A 15,766-nucleotide genomic window follows, 5' to 3' on the forward strand; every position below is an offset into this window, starting at 1 on the left:
AGGCTAAGAAATGACCACTCAGGCTACCGAGCCCCAGTTCCGGCTCGAGCAGAAGCGCAAAATCCTCGGCGACTTCCCCGGACCCAAGTCCGTTGAACTCGCGGCCCGCCGTGCGAAGGTCGTGGCCGGCGGCGTCGCCTCCAGCGTGCCGGTCTACGTGGCCGACGCCGACGGCGGTATCGTCCAGGACGTCGACGGCAACTCTTTCATCGATCTGGGCTCGGGTATCGCCGTGACCAGTGTCGGCGCGTCCGATCCCGCCGTCGTCGGCGCGGTCAAGGAACAGGTGGAGCACTTCACGCACACCTGCTTCATGGTCAGCCCGTACGAGGGCTACATTGCGGTTGCCGAGCAACTGAACGAGCTGACCCCGGGCGACCATGACAAGCGCACCGTACTGTTCAACTCCGGTGCCGAAGCCGTTGAAAACGCCGTCAAGGTGGCCCGCGTTGCTACGGGACGTACCGCCGTCGTCGCCTTTGACCACGCGTACCACGGCCGCACCAACCTCACCATGGGTCTGACGGCGAAGGCCAACCCCTACAAGTCCAGCCCGGCCGGCAGCTTCGGCCCGTTTGCACCGGAGATCTACCGCGTGCCGATGAGCTACCCCTTCCGCGAGGAAGCCGATATCAAGGGCGAGGACGCCGCCCGCCGCGCGATCACCATGATCGAGAAGCAGATCGGCGCCGAAAACGTCGCCGCGATCCTGATCGAGCCGATCCAGGGCGAGGGCGGCTTCATCGTCCCGGCCGAGGGCTTCCTGCCGGCGCTGGCCGCATGGGCCAAGGACAAGGGCGTCGTCTTCATCGCGGACGAGGTCCAGGCCGGCTTCTGCCGCACCGGTGAGTGGTTCGCCTCCGACCATGAGGGCATCGTGCCGGACATCATCACCATGGCCAAGGGGATCGCCGGCGGCATGCCGCTGTCCGCGATCACCGGGCGCGCGGAACTGATGGACGCTGTCCATGCCGGCGGGCTGGGCGGCACCTACGGCGGCAACCCGGTGGCCTGCGCCGCGGCGCTGGCTGCCATCGAAACCATGAAGGAGCAGGACCTGAACGCCCGGGCGCGCTCGATCGAGTCCCAGGTGCGTGCCCGGCTGGAGAAGCTGGCCGCCGAAGTCGACATCATCGGCGAGGTGCGTGGCCGCGGAGCCATGCTGGCGCTGGAATTCGTGCAGTCGGGTACCGCCGCGACCACCAAGGCCCCGAACGCCGAAGCGACCAAGGCGATTTCCGCCGCCTGCCTGAAGGAAGGCGTCATCATCCTGACCTGCGGCACCTACGGCAACGTAGTCCGTCTTCTGCCGCCGCTGGTCATCGGCGACGACCTGCTGGCGGATGCCCTCGACGTGCTCGAAGGCGCCATCCGCGCAGCCGCTGCCTGACGGTCCAGCGTATTTATCCGAGGGGACAGGAGCCGGCCTTTGCCGGGCCCTGTCCCCTCGGTGCTTCCGGAAAGCGGCTGGTGAAATGTGTCCTGCCTCACGGTAGAGTCGCCTCATAATGCTCATGCGGTAGCCGCCGCGGCGGTGGAGGGTGGAACGGATGCGATATGTCGTGGGGTACCAGCCGGATGACCGGGGAGCCGATGCCATCGCGCTGGCGGTAGCCATTGCGCGGGCACAGGGGACCGGGCTGGAGATCGTCTACGTGGTGCCGGAAAACGCGCCCTATGTGGCCGTCAATCCGCAGGGCAAGCGCGTCAGCGCCGGCGAGCAGGAGGTCCTGACCGCGCGGCGCGAAGCGCTGAAACTCGTGCCTTCGGATATCGACGCCGAATTCCGGGTGGTGGACTCGGATTCCTTCGCCGAAGGCCTGATCGAGACAGCCACCGCGCAATCGGCCGCGCTCATCGTCATCGGCGCCGCCTCCACTGGGCTGTTCAAACGTTTCTCGGTAGGCAGCGTCGCCAACGCCTTGCTGCACGCCTCGCCGGTGCCCGTGGCCCTTGCGCCGCGCGGCTACCAGCGGAAGGGGCCACTGACCCGGTTGACGGCCTTCATCGGCGAGCGGCAGGGCGCACAGACGGCTCGGGACGTGGCACTGCGCGCCGCCGGCCGCCGTGGCCTGCCGCTGCGACTGGTCTCGCTCGTGGCGCTGGACACGCACGAACGCTCGGACTCCGGCGAGGCGATCCACCAGGCCCATCTGCACGCCAACTCCGTCCTGGCGGAAGCCGCCACCAATGCGCTCGACGGAACCGCAACCGTGACCGTGGCGCACGGACGGACCATCGAAGAGGCCATCGACAGCCTGGACTGGGACGACGGCGAACTGGTGATCATCGGCTCAAGCCGGCTCGCCCAGCGCAACCGGCTGTTCCTGGGCAGTACGGCGCTGAAGGTGCTCCGGGCACTGCCCGTTCCCATGGTCGTGGTTCCGCAGGAGGGCGTGCACGGGCTGGATGCGCCCGGCAATGTCTGACCGGTCAGGCGGCGGCCGGTTGGGGCAGCTTGCGGTAGGAAGCGAGCATGTCCGTGGTCAGGATGATCAGGGACAGCCAGATCAGGCCGAACCCGATCCACCGTTCCAGCGGCATCGGCTCGTTGAAGACGGCCAGCGCGAGGATGAACTGGATCAACGGGGCCAGATACTGCAGCATGCCCACCATGCTCAGCGGCAGACGCCGGGCCGCAGCTCCGAAGAACAGCAAGGGCAGCGCGGTGATGAGTCCGCCGGCTGCCATCAGCCAGAAATGCCCGGGCCCGTTGTCCAGCAGGGTTGCCTGGCCCTGGACCATCAGCACCGCCATCACGGCTCCGGCCAGGGGAGTCAGCACCAAGGTCTCCACGCTCAGGCTCGAGACGGCGTCCACCTTGGACCCGACGTTCTTCTTGACCAGGCCGTAGAAGCCGAAGCTGAACGCCAGGACCAGCGATAGCCAGGGCACGTTGCCGTAACCGAAGGCCAGCACCAGGACGGCAACGAACGCCACCGCCAGGGCCACCCACTGGGCGCGCCGGAGCCGTTCTTTCAGGAGGAGGACGCCAAGCAGGACGGAAATCAGCGGGTTGATGAAGTAGCCCAGCGAGGCCTCCACCGTGCGCTCGCTGAGCACGGCAATGGTGTAGGTCAACCAGTTGACGGCGATGAGCGCCGCGGCCAGCGAAAGCGTGCCCAGGGTGCGCTTGTCCACGAGGGCAGCCTTGAAGGGGCGCCAGCTGCGCATGGCCGTCATCAGCAGCACGCAGAACAGGAGCGACCAGACCACCCGGTTGGCCACGATCTCCAGCGGACCGGCCGGCTCCAGGATGGCGAAGTAGAGCGGCAGGATGCCCCACAGCCCGTAGGCAGCCAGCCCGAAGAGCAAGCCTGTGCTGTGTTCGCTGCGCGGTTTCCTGCCCTTGGTGCCGACTGCTACTGCAGCCGTCTCCGCCGTGGCATCCAGGTCCGGGGCGACGGCAGTTAGCTGCTGGTGGGGAGGGGAGGCTGGATCGCCGTCGTTAGTTGACACAGAGCCCATAACATCACCGGCAGGCCGGGTATTCCAACCTGGCGGCTGGCGGGGTCATAAGGCGGCGGCCTCAGTCCGGCAGTTGGCCGGAAAGCTTGCCCGCGAGTTCCGCCCAGGCTTCCAGCGGGTGCTTCTCCGCCGGGGCAGGTTCCTGCGCGTAGTTAACGGCCAGGGACTGCACCGGCGGAACCCCGATCAGCCGTGCGCGCGGTCCCGCGGCTGCCAGCGCCTGCCGGGCGCCGAAGTCCCGCAGCGCCTCCGAGCCGAAGAATGCGCAGGCCGGAACGGACATGCCGGTGAAACGCGCCGGGCGGGCAAGATTACTGAAACCGACGGCGTGGCCCAGGACGGCGGTCCGCGCGTGGCTGCGGTGCATCCGTGCGGCAAAGGCGTCCAGCTGGTCCGGGCCCAGCGGATCGGCGGTTTCCGCCAGGAGTTCCACGCTTTCGTGGACCCCGGCCGCGGATCGTTCCACCGTGACGACGGCGATCGCAGCTGCCGCCGTCCCCACCCGCGGCTGCCCCACGGCGACCAGCCCGGAGGTTTCCGGTGCCCGGTCATAGCAGTGGGCCGTGATCGCCGCGGTGTCCCATGGTTCGCTGACAGGTTCGGCCCGGCCCCACCCGACGGGCGGGTGGCCGGTGAGTTCGGTGAACAGCTGCGCGGTGAAGTCCCCGATGCGGGTGCCCAGGCTCGCTGGGTGCATGGTCTCGGCCCGGACATGGAGCAGGCCGCCGGGCGTGCGCGGGGTCAGCAGGAAGTCCTCTGCGAGTTCGTCCAGCGGTTCGAAAACCTCGCCGTTCCATTCGTGGACCCGGCCGGTGAAGCCGTCGAAGAACGTGCCGTCCGCGCTGGTGGCCAGCCATTGGCAGCCGGGTTCGGAGAGCAGCATGCTTAACGGCAGGCTGATCGCGGCGGTACCCGGTGTCAGCACGGCGAAGTGCCGTCCGTCTTCCTGGGCCGCCGCGTGCGACTTGGCGATCCAGGGCGAGAGGAAGGTGACGGGTTTGTCCTGGAAAAGCACGCCGGTGGCGGCACTGCTGAAGTCGAAAGCGGAAGCGTGGCTCACGGCTGCACCATCCCGGGAACGACGACGGCGCCCTCGCACCGGCGCGCAAGGGCGTGGCAGAGGGCGTCGGCCCTGGCCATGGCGTGGCGGAGCCCGTCGCGGACGTGGATGTCCTGCCACCAGAGCGGTTCGGCGGCGGGGTCTCCGGTGCCGGGGGTGAAGACAGCGGGCACGCGGACACCGGGCACCGCGGAGACTTCCGCGCCGGCGAGCAGCCGCTGCACCTCCTGCGGAACGCGGACCAGCCGCGGCAGTTCGAGCACCAGCTGGACCTCGCCGTCGTCGGTGAAGAGTTCCAGCAGGGAGTTCTCCGCGGTTTCCCTGACATTGAGCTCCGGGACGGTGGCGACCATGGCCTCGACCACGGTGCGCTGGTCCGGTTCGCGCAGGCTGATGACGGTCCAGTCACTGCTCATCGGCGGCGGCCTCCGTTGCGTTGTAGTACAGCTGAACGGTGTTGACGGGCTTGCCGGACTGCACCAGCTGGGCCCGGCCCGGTGGCAGTGCCCGTGCGCGGATGCCGTTGAGCAGTGCACCCTCGCCGCGGTCGCCCGACATCAGGATGCCGGTGCTGCCCGAATCGCGCAGCGACATGAAGAAGGCCTCGTACATGCCGCGGCTGGCACCGCGGACCCGGCGCGAGAGCACCGCGTGCAGGCCGATCTCGGGTCCCAGCGGCAGGTAGGGCGTCAGCCGGCTCAAGGGGGAGGAGCCGCCCGCGGTGAGAATGTCGTAGTCGTCGATGATGAGCACAACGCGCGGAGGATTCCCGCCGTTGCTGGCGCCGCCGTCGTTGTTTCCGTTGACGCGTTTGTCCAGTTCCGATGCCACGGCCCCGGCCAGCTGTTCGGCCAGCGCGGGGCTGGTGGCATAGCCGCCGAGGTACTCTTCGGGCACCTCGTCGGCGAGGCCGCGGCGGGGGTCGAAGACCGCGAAGACCAGGTTTTCCGGCGTATGCTGTTCGGCCAGCCGCCGGATCACCGAGCGCATGACGTTGGTCTTGCCGGCGCCGTCGTCGCCGAGGACCACCAGATGCCGGTCCTTGACGTGCATGTCCAAGTGCTCGGTGCCCAGATCCGTCTCGCGCAGGCCCAGCGGGATCCGTCCCGGCCGCGGCGGGGTGACGGCCGTTTCCGCCCCCACCAGCGGCGGGAGGACGCGGACCTGCATGGCGCGGTCATCGGTGGAGGCCGCGACGGCGGCAACCAGATCCCGCATACCCTGGACCGCGGTGTCCGGATCCGGCTCGGAGTCGATCCGGGGCAGGGCGATGTGGCCGATGAGCTTCTGCTCCATCAGGCCGCGGCCCGGCCGGTCCGCGCTGATCGACTCGGCGAGTTTGCGGCCGAAATTCGATTCCGCCGGGTCGCCCAGGCGCAGCTCGATCCGGTTGCCGAAGAAGCCCTGCTGGGCGATACGGACCTCGTTGGTGCGGGTGGAAGTCACGATCATGTGGATTCCGTAGCCGCCGCCGCGGGAGATGATCGAGTGGACCTTCTTTTCGACGTCGTCGAACTCGTCGCTGAGCTGGCCGTAGCCGTCCAGCACCAGCACGATATCCGAGCTGGCCAGTTCCGGGATCATGCCCTGGGCACACATCCGGCGCAGCGTCTGCAGCGAATCGATCTGGTACCGCTCGAACAGCTGCTCGCGGGTGTCCAGCATGGCCGCGATCTCCTCGATGGTGCGGCGCACCACTTCGCGGTTGGTGCGCACCGCGACCCCGCCCACGTGCGGCAGTCCCTCCAGCGGCAACAAGCCGCTGCCCAGAAGGTCGACGGCGTAGATGCCCACCTCGGAAGGGCTGTGTGTGAGGGCCAGGCTGCAGACAATGGTGCGCAGGGCGGTGCTCTTGCCTGACTGGGGCCCGCCGACGATGATGGCGTTGCCGCCCGCGTTGTTCAGGTCCAGCTCCCACAGGCCCTGCCACTGCTTGGCCGGGTCGTCGAGCAGGCCGATGGGGACGCGCAGGTTGCCGCCCTTGGCCAGCCGGATGCCCTGGCTGGTGGCGGCGGCGGAGCCGGCCGCGGTGTCCAGTGCGATGCCCTTCGGCAGCGGCGGCAGCCAGATGGGCTGGACCGAGCGCGGGAAGGTGCGCAGGGTTTCCATCAGCGTGGACATGACGGTGGGCCCGGTGGTGCGCTGCGAGGCCTTGGTCCGCAGGCCCGACTTTGCCGGCTTGCTGCCGGCCGCTCCGGCTGCGGCGTCCTCGAGGACGGCGGCGTAGCGCGGGACGGCCAGCACCAGTTCCTCGGCCTCGTCCTGTTCGTCTTCCGGTTCCTCCACCTCGACCGGGCCGGAGACGTAGCCGGATTTGAAGCGCGTGTAGGTGGTGGTGTCCACCTTCAGGTAGCCGAAACCGGGAACCGGGGGCAGATGGAAGGCATCGGGGGTGTCCAGCACCGTGCGGGACTCGGATTCGGAGAGGGTGCGCAGGCCGATCCGGTAGGACAGGTACGTGTCCAGGCCGCGCAGCTTGCCGCCCTCGATCCGCTGGCTGCTCAGCAGCAGGTGCACGCCGATGGACCGGCCGATGCGGCCGATGGAGAGGAACAGTTCGATGAAGTCCGGCCGGGCGGTCAGCAGCTCGCCGAACTCGTCGATGATGACCACCAGATGCGGCAGCGGATCCATCTCTTCGCCGCGGGCCAAGCGTTCCTGGCGGTGCAGTTGGTAGTCGGTGATGTTGGCGATGTTGCCCGCGGCCTTGAGCAGCTCCTGGCGCCGGAGGATTTCGCCGTTGAGGCTGGCGTAGACCCGCTCGATCAGGGTCAGGTCATCCGAGAGGTTGGTGATGATGCCGGTGACCTGCGGGGCGCCCTCGAACGGGGCGAAGGTGGCGCCGCCCTTGAAGTCCACCAGCACCATCGCCAGCACATCGGGGGAGTGGGTGGCCAGCAGCCCCAGCACCAGGCTGCGCAGCATCTCCGACTTGCCCGAACCCGTGGCGCCCACGCACAGGCCATGCGGGCCCATGCCGAACTGAGCGGATTCCTTGAGATCAAGAAAGGCAGGCTTGCCCCGGTCATCCGGGCCGAGCGGGACGCGCAGGAAGTCGATCTCGCTGCGCGGCTGCCACAGCCTGCGGATGTCCGCGGCGTCGAGCCGAGGGGAGAGGCCCAGCATCTCCAGGTAACCCACGGAACTCTCGGCGCTGTTGTGCTCGAGCGAGTCAGGCGACAGCCGCATCGGCGCCAGTTCGCGGGCCAGCGATTCCGCGGTGGCCAGCGGTAGTTCGTCCAGCAGGCCTTCCTCGGTCACCGCGTCAACCGGATCCTCGCGGTAGTTCTGGCTGAGGAAGCTGCGCGGCCCGGCCGCCGCTTCGCTGATCCGGATGCTCACCTCGCCGGGTTCATGCCGGCGGTTGTCGGCGAGGTAGATGACCGTGGCACCCAGCTGGCCGGGGGAGGACAGCTTGTCCGGCAGCGCCAGTTCCTGCGGCGGCTCGCCGTACGTGTCGGCGATGATCAGCAGCCGCGGCATGGAATTGCCCACGCCGCCCTTCAGGTAGTTCTTCCGCGCCTCGGCGGCGATGGTGGAGCGGTTCTGCAGGTCGTCCTTGAGCAGGTCGGAGAGCGAATCCAGCGAGGGTGCCAGCCGGCGGACGGGTCCGGTGCGGTGCGTCCGCGACTGGTCCGCCAGATGTGGTAGCCAAGTAGCCCAGGCCCAGTCGTCGTACCGGTCCTCCGGCACGGACAGGGCGATGTGCAGGTCCTCGGGGGAGTGGAACGCGGCGGCCTCCACCAGCAGGTTCCGGCAGACGGCCAAAGCGAACTCGCGTGAACCGACCAGGCTGACGTTGCCGGCCGAGTCCAGCGGAAGGGTCAGCGGCAGCTCGGGGGAGGCCTCGAAGCGCCGGCGCAGGATCTGCAGTTCGGTGGTCATGAACTGGTCCGTCTGCTGCAGGCCGGAAGCGGAGTCATTAACCCTGATCTCCCTGCTCTGCCGCTCGCCGCTGCCGATCCGCACGTCCAGGAAGTCCTCGTTGCGCCGGCGGCGTTCCCAGATCCGTTTGGGATTGCGGATGATATCGAACAAGGCCGACGGCGGGGGACTGCTCACCCGGGCAACCTTGATGGCACGCTGCTCATCGGTGCGCAGTTCGGTCCGCGCGCGCTCCAGATATTCCAGGTAGTACTCGCGCTGGTCGCGGCTCTGCCGGGCCTGCTTTCCTTTTTGGCTGACCATCATGGCGATGGAAGCCAGGATGGTCACAATCATCATCAACGCGCCGACGGCGGCCAGGGAGGAACCGCGGAAGAGCATCATGACCGTCATGGACGCGCCCGCGCCGAGCAGCGGCACCAGCGACATCATGTTCATGCCGCTGCGGCCCTCGTTCACCGGCGGCGGCGCATCCAGGGCGTAGGGTTCCACGGTGCGGGCCGGCGGTGTGGTCCGGGCGGGGCGGTGGATCAGCTTGACGCTCATATCACCGGTTCCCGTTGGCTGCGTGCAGGATCGTGGACGCCAGCGAAGTGGCATCCAGCCGGGTCTGCGGTGCCAGCAGACCTAGGTCGATTTCGACGCCGGCGGCCAGATGCCGGTCGTAGGGCAGGGCCAGCACGTCCAGGCCTTCGCGGCTGAGCCGGACCGCCTCCTTGACGGGATCCAGCGGCGCGTCGGCATCGGTGCTGGTCACCACGGTCAGCAAAGGCAGCGCGCGGGTAGCCGGGTCCTGCCGCCAGGCCCGGGCGTAGCTGAGCGCGTCATTGACCCCGGACACGGTGGCCGGAACCACTTGCACCACGGCGTGCGAGGACTTGATCGCCCACACGCTGTCCGGATGGCTGATGCCGGTGGGACAGTCGAGCAGCGTGATCGGGAAGTAGCGGCTGACCGCCGTCAGGGCGTTTCCCAGCGCCGGGTACTCCGCGCGCGGCTGCCACAAGCGGACGCCGGTGGCGTAAAGATTGGTTCCCGCTGCCCCCATCTGCCCGGCCAGCTCGGCGTGGCTCGCAGGGGTTCCGCTAACGACGGCGGAAGCCAGCTCATCGACGGACGGCGCCTGCTCGAGGCCAAGACGCAGCGTCAGGGAGCCGAGGCCAGGATCGTTGTCCACGGCGGCCACCGAGTCCTGGCGCATGGCGGCAAACACGGAGGCGAGCAGCGCCGTCGTCGTTGTCTTGCCGGCCCCGCCGCGCGAACTGATGACGGCGATGCGGCGCCCGGTGGTGACCGGTTCCTGGGCTCCGGCGGCGGCCGCGCTGAGCCGTTGCGGGTAGTCATCGGAGCGGAAGAGGCTGGTGAGCTGGCGCAGAACACGGGCGCCGGCGGGCAGTCCCTGGCGGGTGCGCAGGCGGCGGCGGAAAGTGTCGGTGGAGGTTTCGAAGCCGCCGAAGCTGCCTTCTCCTGCGGCCTGGGCGGCCTGAGCTTCGCGCCGGGTCTGCGGCGCCGGCTGGGGAGTCCACGGATCGTACGTCACTGGGGCTTCCTTCCCAAGGAGCGAGGTCGGGCTGGAGTTGCGGACCGGTCTGCTGTGGCGGTGGGTGCCGGACTCATGAACCGAAGCTCGTCAGCAACTGGGCAAAGAGTCCGAACAGCCCGAGGATCAGCGGCACAGTGGCCAGAATGGCGATGGTTTCGATCTTGTTCCCGGCCAGGCGCAGGCGGGCTGCCGTGTGCGCCGGCAGGCCCAGCGTGAGGACGGAGCCGACGGCCAGTGCCGTCACCAGCAGGAGCAAGCCCACCAGCCATTCGGAGCCGTCCAGCAGCAGCAGGGCGGACAGGGCAAGCGCGGCGACTCCCGCTGAGGCGGCGATGTAGAGCGAGACCCGCTCGGCGGCCAGCGGAAATGACCGCGCCCGCAGGCTTGCGGCGAGGACCAGTGCGGCCAGCAGCGGCAGCGTCCACGCCTGCCGGGTCGAGTCCGTGCCCAGGATCCACAGTGCCGCGGCGATGGACAGCGCCGTCAGAACGGTGCCCAGTGCCAGGGTCCGGTGCGCGGCGCGGATGGCGTCCAGAGCATCGGCGCGCCGGATGGAACCGCCTTGGGAACGCTGGTCATCCAGCGTGGCCAGACCGGAAACGGAGAGGGCGATCTTCGGCGTGAGGCCCAGCAGCACAATGCTGGTGGTGCCGGTGATGGCGGCTGCCCGGACCGGATCACCGGAGAAAAAGCCGCACGCAGCCCAGATAACGGTCAGCGCGGCCAGCGTTCCCGCCGCACCGAACATGGCCTTGGACCGGCCCAGCACTGCCCCGACGGCGGCAAAGGCCGCGGTGGAGAGCAGCGCAAGCACCAGCAGCTTCAGCTCGATCCCGAGGTCCAGATGCAGGACCGAGCCGAGCCCGAAGAGCCAGCCGGTGCCTGCCAGCGTCAGCCCCACGTTCCTGCGCTGCGGCAGCCCGAACAGAGTGGAGCCGGCCAGCAGGACAACCGCAACCGCCAGCAGAATCCACCAGCTGCTGCCGCCCGCGAACGAGCCCAGCAGTATTTCGGCGGCGCCCCAGCTGCCCAGGGCGGCGAAGGCGCCGGCCATCAGGTGGCGGAAGCGCTCGTCCCAGCGACCGCCCACCGACTCGGTTTCCTCGACAACCGTGTCCGTCACGTCGTAGACGACGGCGGGCGGCGGAGCATCGGAGGCGTTGAACAAGGTGAGCTTGCCGCCGTCGCTGACTCCGGCGTCGGACAGTGTCGCCTGGTCGGGCAACGGCTCGCCGGAGGCCTGGACCAGCACTTTGGCCGCGACCTCGTCGCGAGGGGAATCCGCCATCAGGTCGAGGATCTGCGGCATCAGGGTACCCACCGGCTGGTCCGCCGGCAGCAGCAGATCCAGGTGCCGGCTTTCGCCGATCAGCGTGACGCGGGTAAAAGCGAGCGGCATCGGTCAGGCTCCCGGACGTAGGTTCTCAAGGGGCAGCACCCCGTGCTGGGGGTCTTCACGCAGCTGCACCCAGGCCGAGGCCGAGCGTTCCTGCTGCTTCTGCCGCTGTTCGGCGAGCAGGTTGCTGACAAAGGAGTAGCCCACGCAGATAGCGGCAATCAGTGCGGCCAGTGCAATGCTGAACAGGAACAACCTCAGGCTGTCCATCCAGCGGCGCTGGTTCGGATTCCCGCCGTACAGCAGGGCAGAGGTCAGCCGGTTGCGCCGGACCACCACAGACTCGATGAGCTGACTGTCGTAGTCGTTGGCCATGCAGGCACTCCTCTTCTGGCGTCGGTTTCGTGGCTGGCGGTGCTCGTCGGCTCTGCGGCCGGGCAACGCGTATCCATCATGTCACCCCGGAACCGCCAAACCGCCGGATTACAGACCAAGTGGGGAGTTCTACCCATGCTGAACGGTTGCGACTGGTGTGACGTTTGGGATTCTATTGGACTATTCAGTTACCGCAGACCCCCTACAGTCTCCAGAGCTTCTGCTGGTAATTCTTGCGAAACGATCAACCAGGACAGACGAGAGCGCAGCCAAGCGCCATGAAGGTGGTAATGATGAAATTTGATATGGGCTCACAGACCCTGTCGCAGCTGACCTCACAGACCGGAGGCTCAAACGAGGACATGGGCCAGCTGGTCCGGAACCTGGTTGACGCGGTAGCGCCGCTCGAAGGCAAGTTCAACGGCCAGGCCCGCGTGAAGTTCGACGAATTCAAGGCCCGCGCCGACGAAATCGCCAACAACCTCAATGGCGCGCTCGCCGCAATCCTGACCGGCCAGAGCGAAATGGACCTGGCGTTCCACACCGGCGACCAGGAGTCCGCCGACAACGCCTCGCAGCAGCAGGGCGCCGCGAATTTCGACGCCGCCAACTTCAGCTCCTCGCGCTAGCCACTCCGGTCCGCAGCAGCGGGCATCCCTTACAGACGTCATTTCTCCCGGCGCTACCGCCGGATCTCCGAAAGGAACTGCTATGTCCCAGGACCGTCTTACTTACGACACCGACATTTCCGCCCAGGTACAGGGCGAAATCCAGTCCATCGTCGGCCGGCTCGAGAGCCTGATCGCCGAGCGCGACAAGGCCGTTGCCGCCGCCATGTCGGATTACCAGGCCGACGGCGTCTCCGAGGAATACCAGGGTGTGGAATCCCGCTGGAAGAACGCGGCCGGCGAGGTCAAGGAAATCATCCGCCTGGTCCGGAACACCCTTGAGCAGAATGACCAGACCGCGGCCAACACGGGTGCCCGCGCCCGTACCGCCGTCCAGAACATCGGCTAACCAGCCAGATAAGGCAGCGCCGAAACCCCGGCGTTGTCTTTCGTACGGATCAGGCACGCCAGGCATGGAGGAAAGATGGCAGCGGACTGGGACATTGAATCGGCGACGATCCAATCCATCATCGGCAGGGTGCAGACGCAGACCGAGAAGTATGCGGACCTGTTTGTGGAGTTCGGCGCGGAAGTAAGTTCCATCATGGAAGCCTCGAAGTCGCAGATCATCGGTGAAGCGCTGGTCGGATTGTCCGAAGAGAAGCTGCAGGCAGCCATGACGCAGGTCCAGGGCCGCAGCGTCCAGGCCCTCAATTCCACGTCCACTGCGGTCAACGCCATCATCACCGGTGACCAGGCGATGGAGCAGAACGTCCGGGCGGCCCAGGACACCGCCAACGACGCCTACATCCCCGAGCCCGCACCTGCGCCGCACCGGAACGGTCCGGTTCCCCAAGCGGTCTGAACGACTTTTGCACCGTCGCCGCACATTCACTCATTCACTTACTCGCACACATGAGGTATTGAACCATGGCCTGGAATCCCTCTGAGTTTCCTCCGTTGCCGGACGGCGATGTGCTGGAACAGCACGCCGGCAAGCTGCGGACCAAGGCAGAAGGCATCCAGTCGGCGGCCGAGGAATCGCACGCACTGTGGGCCGGCATGTCCACCGCGTACAAGGGCCCGGGGGACTGGCAGGTCCACACTGCCTTCAACAAGGTGGCCTCCGAGGCGGAAGTTGTCCTGGAGGACGCGAACGCCGTCGCAGACGCCGTCGACACCTTCGCCGAGTGGGCCAGGGAAGCCAAGCGGCGCTACAACGCCCTCTACGCCGACTGGCTCGCCGTGCAGTCGCGGATCGACGACGGCGGCGATGACTGGCGTGAGGACCAAGACCTGGTCAACGACGACAACAACATCCTCAAGTCCGCCGACGCGTTGCTGGCCGAGCATATGGAAGCGGAACGCACATGCGCGACGGCGATCTCCGGTCTCTTCGATGGGCCTTCGTATGTGGTGACAACGCAGGATGGGCCGGGAGCCAACCAGGTCGCCTACGGGTATACCGCGGACCAGCTCGACGCCGCGGCGGCGGAGGGGAACATTCCCTGGGGCGAGCCCACCGAGTGGGACAAGCCGTGGTACCGCGATGCCCTCGACGGGGTGGTGTCCTTCGGCAAGGGCGTCTGGAGCGGCATCACCGGCACGGTGACCGGCCTGTGGAACATGGTGAACTTCACGGACATGGAGACCTTCTCCGCGACGTGGAAGGGCATCGGCACGCTGGCGCTGGACGTGGCGATCGTTGCAACGCCGGTTGCCCAGGTCGCCCTTCGTGCGACCGGGAACAGACATATCGTGGACCAATCGGCGGAGCGCCTGGTTGCCGTGGGCAAGGCCGCCGTCCATTGGGATGACTGGAAGCGCGACCCTGCCTATGCGGCCGGCGCGTCTGCTTTCGATCTGGCCTCCATCCTGCTCACTGCCGGCGGCGGCGCCGTGGCCAAGACCGGTTCCGTGGCCTCGGCCGCGACCCGGGTCGGCAGTACCGGCAGCCGCGTGGCCAGCGTCGTGAACGCCACCGGGCTGACGAAGATCGCCGGCTACACCGGCCGGGTCATCGACCTGGGCAGTGCGCTGAAGATCAATACGGTCAACTTCGCTACAGACACGGCCCGCGTCACCCTGGGCCGGGTGGCACCTGCCGCCGTCCGCGTGGACAACTTCATTAACGACGTCGGGGCTTCACTTTCCGGTCCGCGTCCGGCCTACGCTGGGGTGTCCACCGGCAATGGCCCGGGCCCGGTCAGCACCCGCATTGACAACCTGATCAACCGCTTCGACGCCGAAGGCCCCGTCGGACCCGGCCGCGGAAGCGTCACGGATACCACCCCGGTTCGAGGCACCGGCGCACCAGATCCGGCTCGCGCCGACGGTACGAAGACTCCCGATAAGGAACAGACTGGCGGATCGACGTCGAACCCCGCCAGCACTGGCGATGGCAGCGGGCGAAGTACAGATTCGACCCCAACAGATGTGAAGGGACCGGACGAGGCCCCGCCCGGTACAGCCGCGCCCTCGGCAGCCGACACTGAGGACGCTGCAGTGCGCGCTGGAGAGCCTGAGGCTTCTCCCGATGACGTACCGCCGGAACGCGAGCCGGATGGAAATGGCGGCGCCGATGATCGACCGGGCCGTTTGGTCCGGGCGGCCGATGGGACTCCCGAACGTGTCGTATTCCGCGACGGAATGGAACATACCGTCACAACGGACTTGGGCAGTCTGCGGCAAGCAGATGCCTGGGAAGATGTCAGGGGTGCGCTCGAGCAGCACGGCAAGGACGAAGAATGGCTGCGCCGGACCGTGGCCGCGGACGCGGAGGATCTATCCCTTGCCGACGCTGAGGCACTCCGAAACATACGCCGATCCATCCCGAGCCCCGATTTGAATACGCTCTTCCAAAAGGTCGTCACCCAAGGCCAGGCCGAGGCGCTGTTCGACCCCTCCAACGCATACCGGACGGGAACTGTCGGCTATATTTCCCGCGCCGAACACACCAGTGGACTACGCACACCCCAACAAATCCACGACGGGCTGCGGCTGGACTATGAATCAACGCCTTATCTACCCGACAACTCCAAGCCTGTCTTCTCGATCCGGTTTAGGACGAGTGACACCGGCCTGGACCAGATCCGTGTTGCCGATGGACGGCTCGACGACCATATTGTGCAGCAAGGAGGGAGCCCATCGGGGGTCCCGGAGATTGAGGACTACAACGTTCCGTCCGCCAAACGGGACCCTGCACCTAATATGGGCCATGGCTTCACCGGTAGCACTGACCTGGACACAGACCTTGTTCCTGAAGAAGTGGCAGAAATGAGGAATGGCAAAGCTGTCCAGTTTAGGGATGGCGCTGAACTTTGGGAGAATAATGCATCAGGGCAGGAAGTACTGGCAGGCGTCTATGACGGGTTTAGCCAGACGTGGCGGCGCGTCTTGAGCAGCATTGAAGGCTTAAAGTGAGCGCCGGTTTAGATTGTGTTTCGGATGCACAATGACCGCGTCTGTGTGATCGAAGCAGAAAGGCCGGA

General features: G+C 67.2%; 13 protein-coding genes. 6 read left to right on the forward strand and 7 right to left on the reverse strand.

Features of this window, described 5'->3' with window-relative positions; all coding sequences use genetic code 11:
- Window positions 1-10 precede the first annotated feature (10 nt).
- Window positions 11-1,390 (forward strand): 4-aminobutyrate--2-oxoglutarate transaminase, encoded by a 1,380-nt coding sequence (gene gabT, locus AC3A4M_RS00625; RefSeq protein ID WP_498733173.1) that lies wholly within the window; start codon window positions 11-13, stop codon window positions 1,388-1,390.
- Between the two features lie 160 nt (window positions 1,391-1,550).
- Complete coding sequence (locus AC3A4M_RS00630) at window positions 1,551-2,429, forward strand: universal stress protein (RefSeq protein ID WP_498733175.1); 879 nt, start codon at window positions 1,551-1,553, stop codon at window positions 2,427-2,429.
- 4 nt (window positions 2,430-2,433) lie between these two features.
- On the opposite strand, the gene rarD is transcribed toward AC3A4M_RS00630, so the two are convergent.
- The 7 genes from rarD to AC3A4M_RS00665 form a co-directional block, all read right to left on the reverse strand.
- Window positions 2,434-3,468, reverse strand: coding sequence for an EamA family transporter RarD (gene rarD, locus AC3A4M_RS00635; protein ID WP_498733177.1), 1,035 nt, complete (start codon window positions 3,466-3,468; stop codon window positions 2,434-2,436).
- A gap of 61 nt (window positions 3,469-3,529) precedes the next feature.
- Window positions 3,530-4,528, reverse strand: a complete 999-nt coding sequence (locus AC3A4M_RS00640) for a DUF6177 family protein (protein WP_498733178.1) — start codon at window positions 4,526-4,528, stop codon at window positions 3,530-3,532.
- Window positions 4,525-4,944: a hypothetical protein gene (locus tag AC3A4M_RS00645; RefSeq protein WP_498733179.1), complete on the reverse strand. Its 420-nt coding sequence runs from the start codon at window positions 4,942-4,944 to the stop codon at window positions 4,525-4,527. Before AC3A4M_RS00645 ends, AC3A4M_RS00640 begins: the two co-directional genes overlap by 4 nt.
- A complete protein-coding gene (gene eccCa, locus AC3A4M_RS00650; protein WP_498733181.1) occupies window positions 4,934-8,959 on the reverse strand; it encodes a type VII secretion protein EccCa in 4,026 nt (1,341 codons plus the stop codon). The genes AC3A4M_RS00645 and eccCa overlap by 11 nt, the downstream gene beginning before the upstream one ends.
- 1 nt (window position 8,960) lies before the next feature.
- Window positions 8,961-9,953, reverse strand: a complete 993-nt coding sequence (locus tag AC3A4M_RS00655; RefSeq protein ID WP_498733183.1) for a MinD/ParA family ATP-binding protein — start codon at window positions 9,951-9,953, stop codon at window positions 8,961-8,963.
- A gap of 73 nt (window positions 9,954-10,026) precedes the next feature.
- The gene (gene eccD / locus AC3A4M_RS00660; RefSeq protein ID WP_498733185.1) at window positions 10,027-11,355 is read right to left on the reverse strand and encodes a type VII secretion integral membrane protein EccD; all 1,329 of its coding nucleotides are present in this window, start codon (window positions 11,353-11,355) and stop codon (window positions 10,027-10,029) included.
- Window positions 11,356-11,358: 3 nt separating this feature from the next.
- The gene (locus AC3A4M_RS00665) at window positions 11,359-11,667 is read right to left on the reverse strand and encodes a hypothetical protein (RefSeq protein ID WP_498733187.1); all 309 of its coding nucleotides are present in this window, start codon (window positions 11,665-11,667) and stop codon (window positions 11,359-11,361) included.
- 293 nt (window positions 11,668-11,960) lie between these two features.
- On the opposite strand from AC3A4M_RS00665, the gene AC3A4M_RS00670 reads away from it, so the two are divergent.
- From AC3A4M_RS00670 to AC3A4M_RS00685, 4 genes are all read left to right on the forward strand, one after another.
- Complete coding sequence (locus AC3A4M_RS00670; RefSeq protein WP_074703288.1) at window positions 11,961-12,296, forward strand: hypothetical protein; 336 nt, start codon at window positions 11,961-11,963, stop codon at window positions 12,294-12,296.
- Between the two features lie 82 nt (window positions 12,297-12,378).
- Window positions 12,379-12,684, forward strand: coding sequence for a pore-forming ESAT-6 family protein (locus AC3A4M_RS00675; protein ID WP_498733189.1), 306 nt, complete (start codon window positions 12,379-12,381; stop codon window positions 12,682-12,684).
- A 75-nt stretch (window positions 12,685-12,759) separates the two neighbouring features.
- Window positions 12,760-13,140, forward strand: coding sequence for a DUF6507 family protein (locus AC3A4M_RS00680; protein WP_498730990.1), 381 nt, complete (start codon window positions 12,760-12,762; stop codon window positions 13,138-13,140).
- A gap of 65 nt (window positions 13,141-13,205) precedes the next feature.
- Entirely contained in the window at window positions 13,206-15,698 is a 2,493-nt protein-coding gene (locus AC3A4M_RS00685; RefSeq protein WP_498733191.1) for a hypothetical protein, read from the forward strand.
- Window positions 15,699-15,766 lie beyond the last annotated feature (68 nt).

It is taken from the genome of Arthrobacter sp. Soil_C_60, assembly GCF_057656375.1.

Bases quoted from the DNA above. Each gene is read 5' to 3' on its own strand.
- gabT (WP_498733173.1), top strand. From the start codon at position 11: ATGACCACTCAGGCTACCGAGCCCCAGTTCCGGCTCGAGCAGAAGCGC.
- AC3A4M_RS00630 (WP_498733175.1), top strand. From the start codon at position 1,551: ATGCGATATGTCGTGGGGTACCAGCCGGATGACCGGGGAGCCGATGCC.
- rarD (WP_498733177.1), bottom strand. From the start codon at position 3,468: ATGGGCTCTGTGTCAACTAACGACGGCGATCCAGCCTCCCCTCCCCAC.
- AC3A4M_RS00645 (WP_498733179.1), bottom strand. From the start codon at position 4,944: ATGAGCAGTGACTGGACCGTCATCAGCCTGCGCGAACCGGACCAGCGC.
- eccCa (WP_498733181.1), bottom strand. From the start codon at position 8,959: ATGAGCGTCAAGCTGATCCACCGCCCCGCCCGGACCACACCGCCGGCC.
- eccD (WP_498733185.1), bottom strand. From the start codon at position 11,355: ATGCCGCTCGCTTTTACCCGCGTCACGCTGATCGGCGAAAGCCGGCAC.
- AC3A4M_RS00665 (WP_498733187.1), bottom strand. From the start codon at position 11,667: ATGGCCAACGACTACGACAGTCAGCTCATCGAGTCTGTGGTGGTCCGG.
- AC3A4M_RS00670 (WP_074703288.1), top strand. From the start codon at position 11,961: ATGAAATTTGATATGGGCTCACAGACCCTGTCGCAGCTGACCTCACAG.
- AC3A4M_RS00675 (WP_498733189.1), top strand. From the start codon at position 12,379: ATGTCCCAGGACCGTCTTACTTACGACACCGACATTTCCGCCCAGGTA.
- AC3A4M_RS00680 (WP_498730990.1), top strand. From the start codon at position 12,760: ATGGCAGCGGACTGGGACATTGAATCGGCGACGATCCAATCCATCATC.
- AC3A4M_RS00685 (WP_498733191.1), top strand. From the start codon at position 13,206: ATGGCCTGGAATCCCTCTGAGTTTCCTCCGTTGCCGGACGGCGATGTG.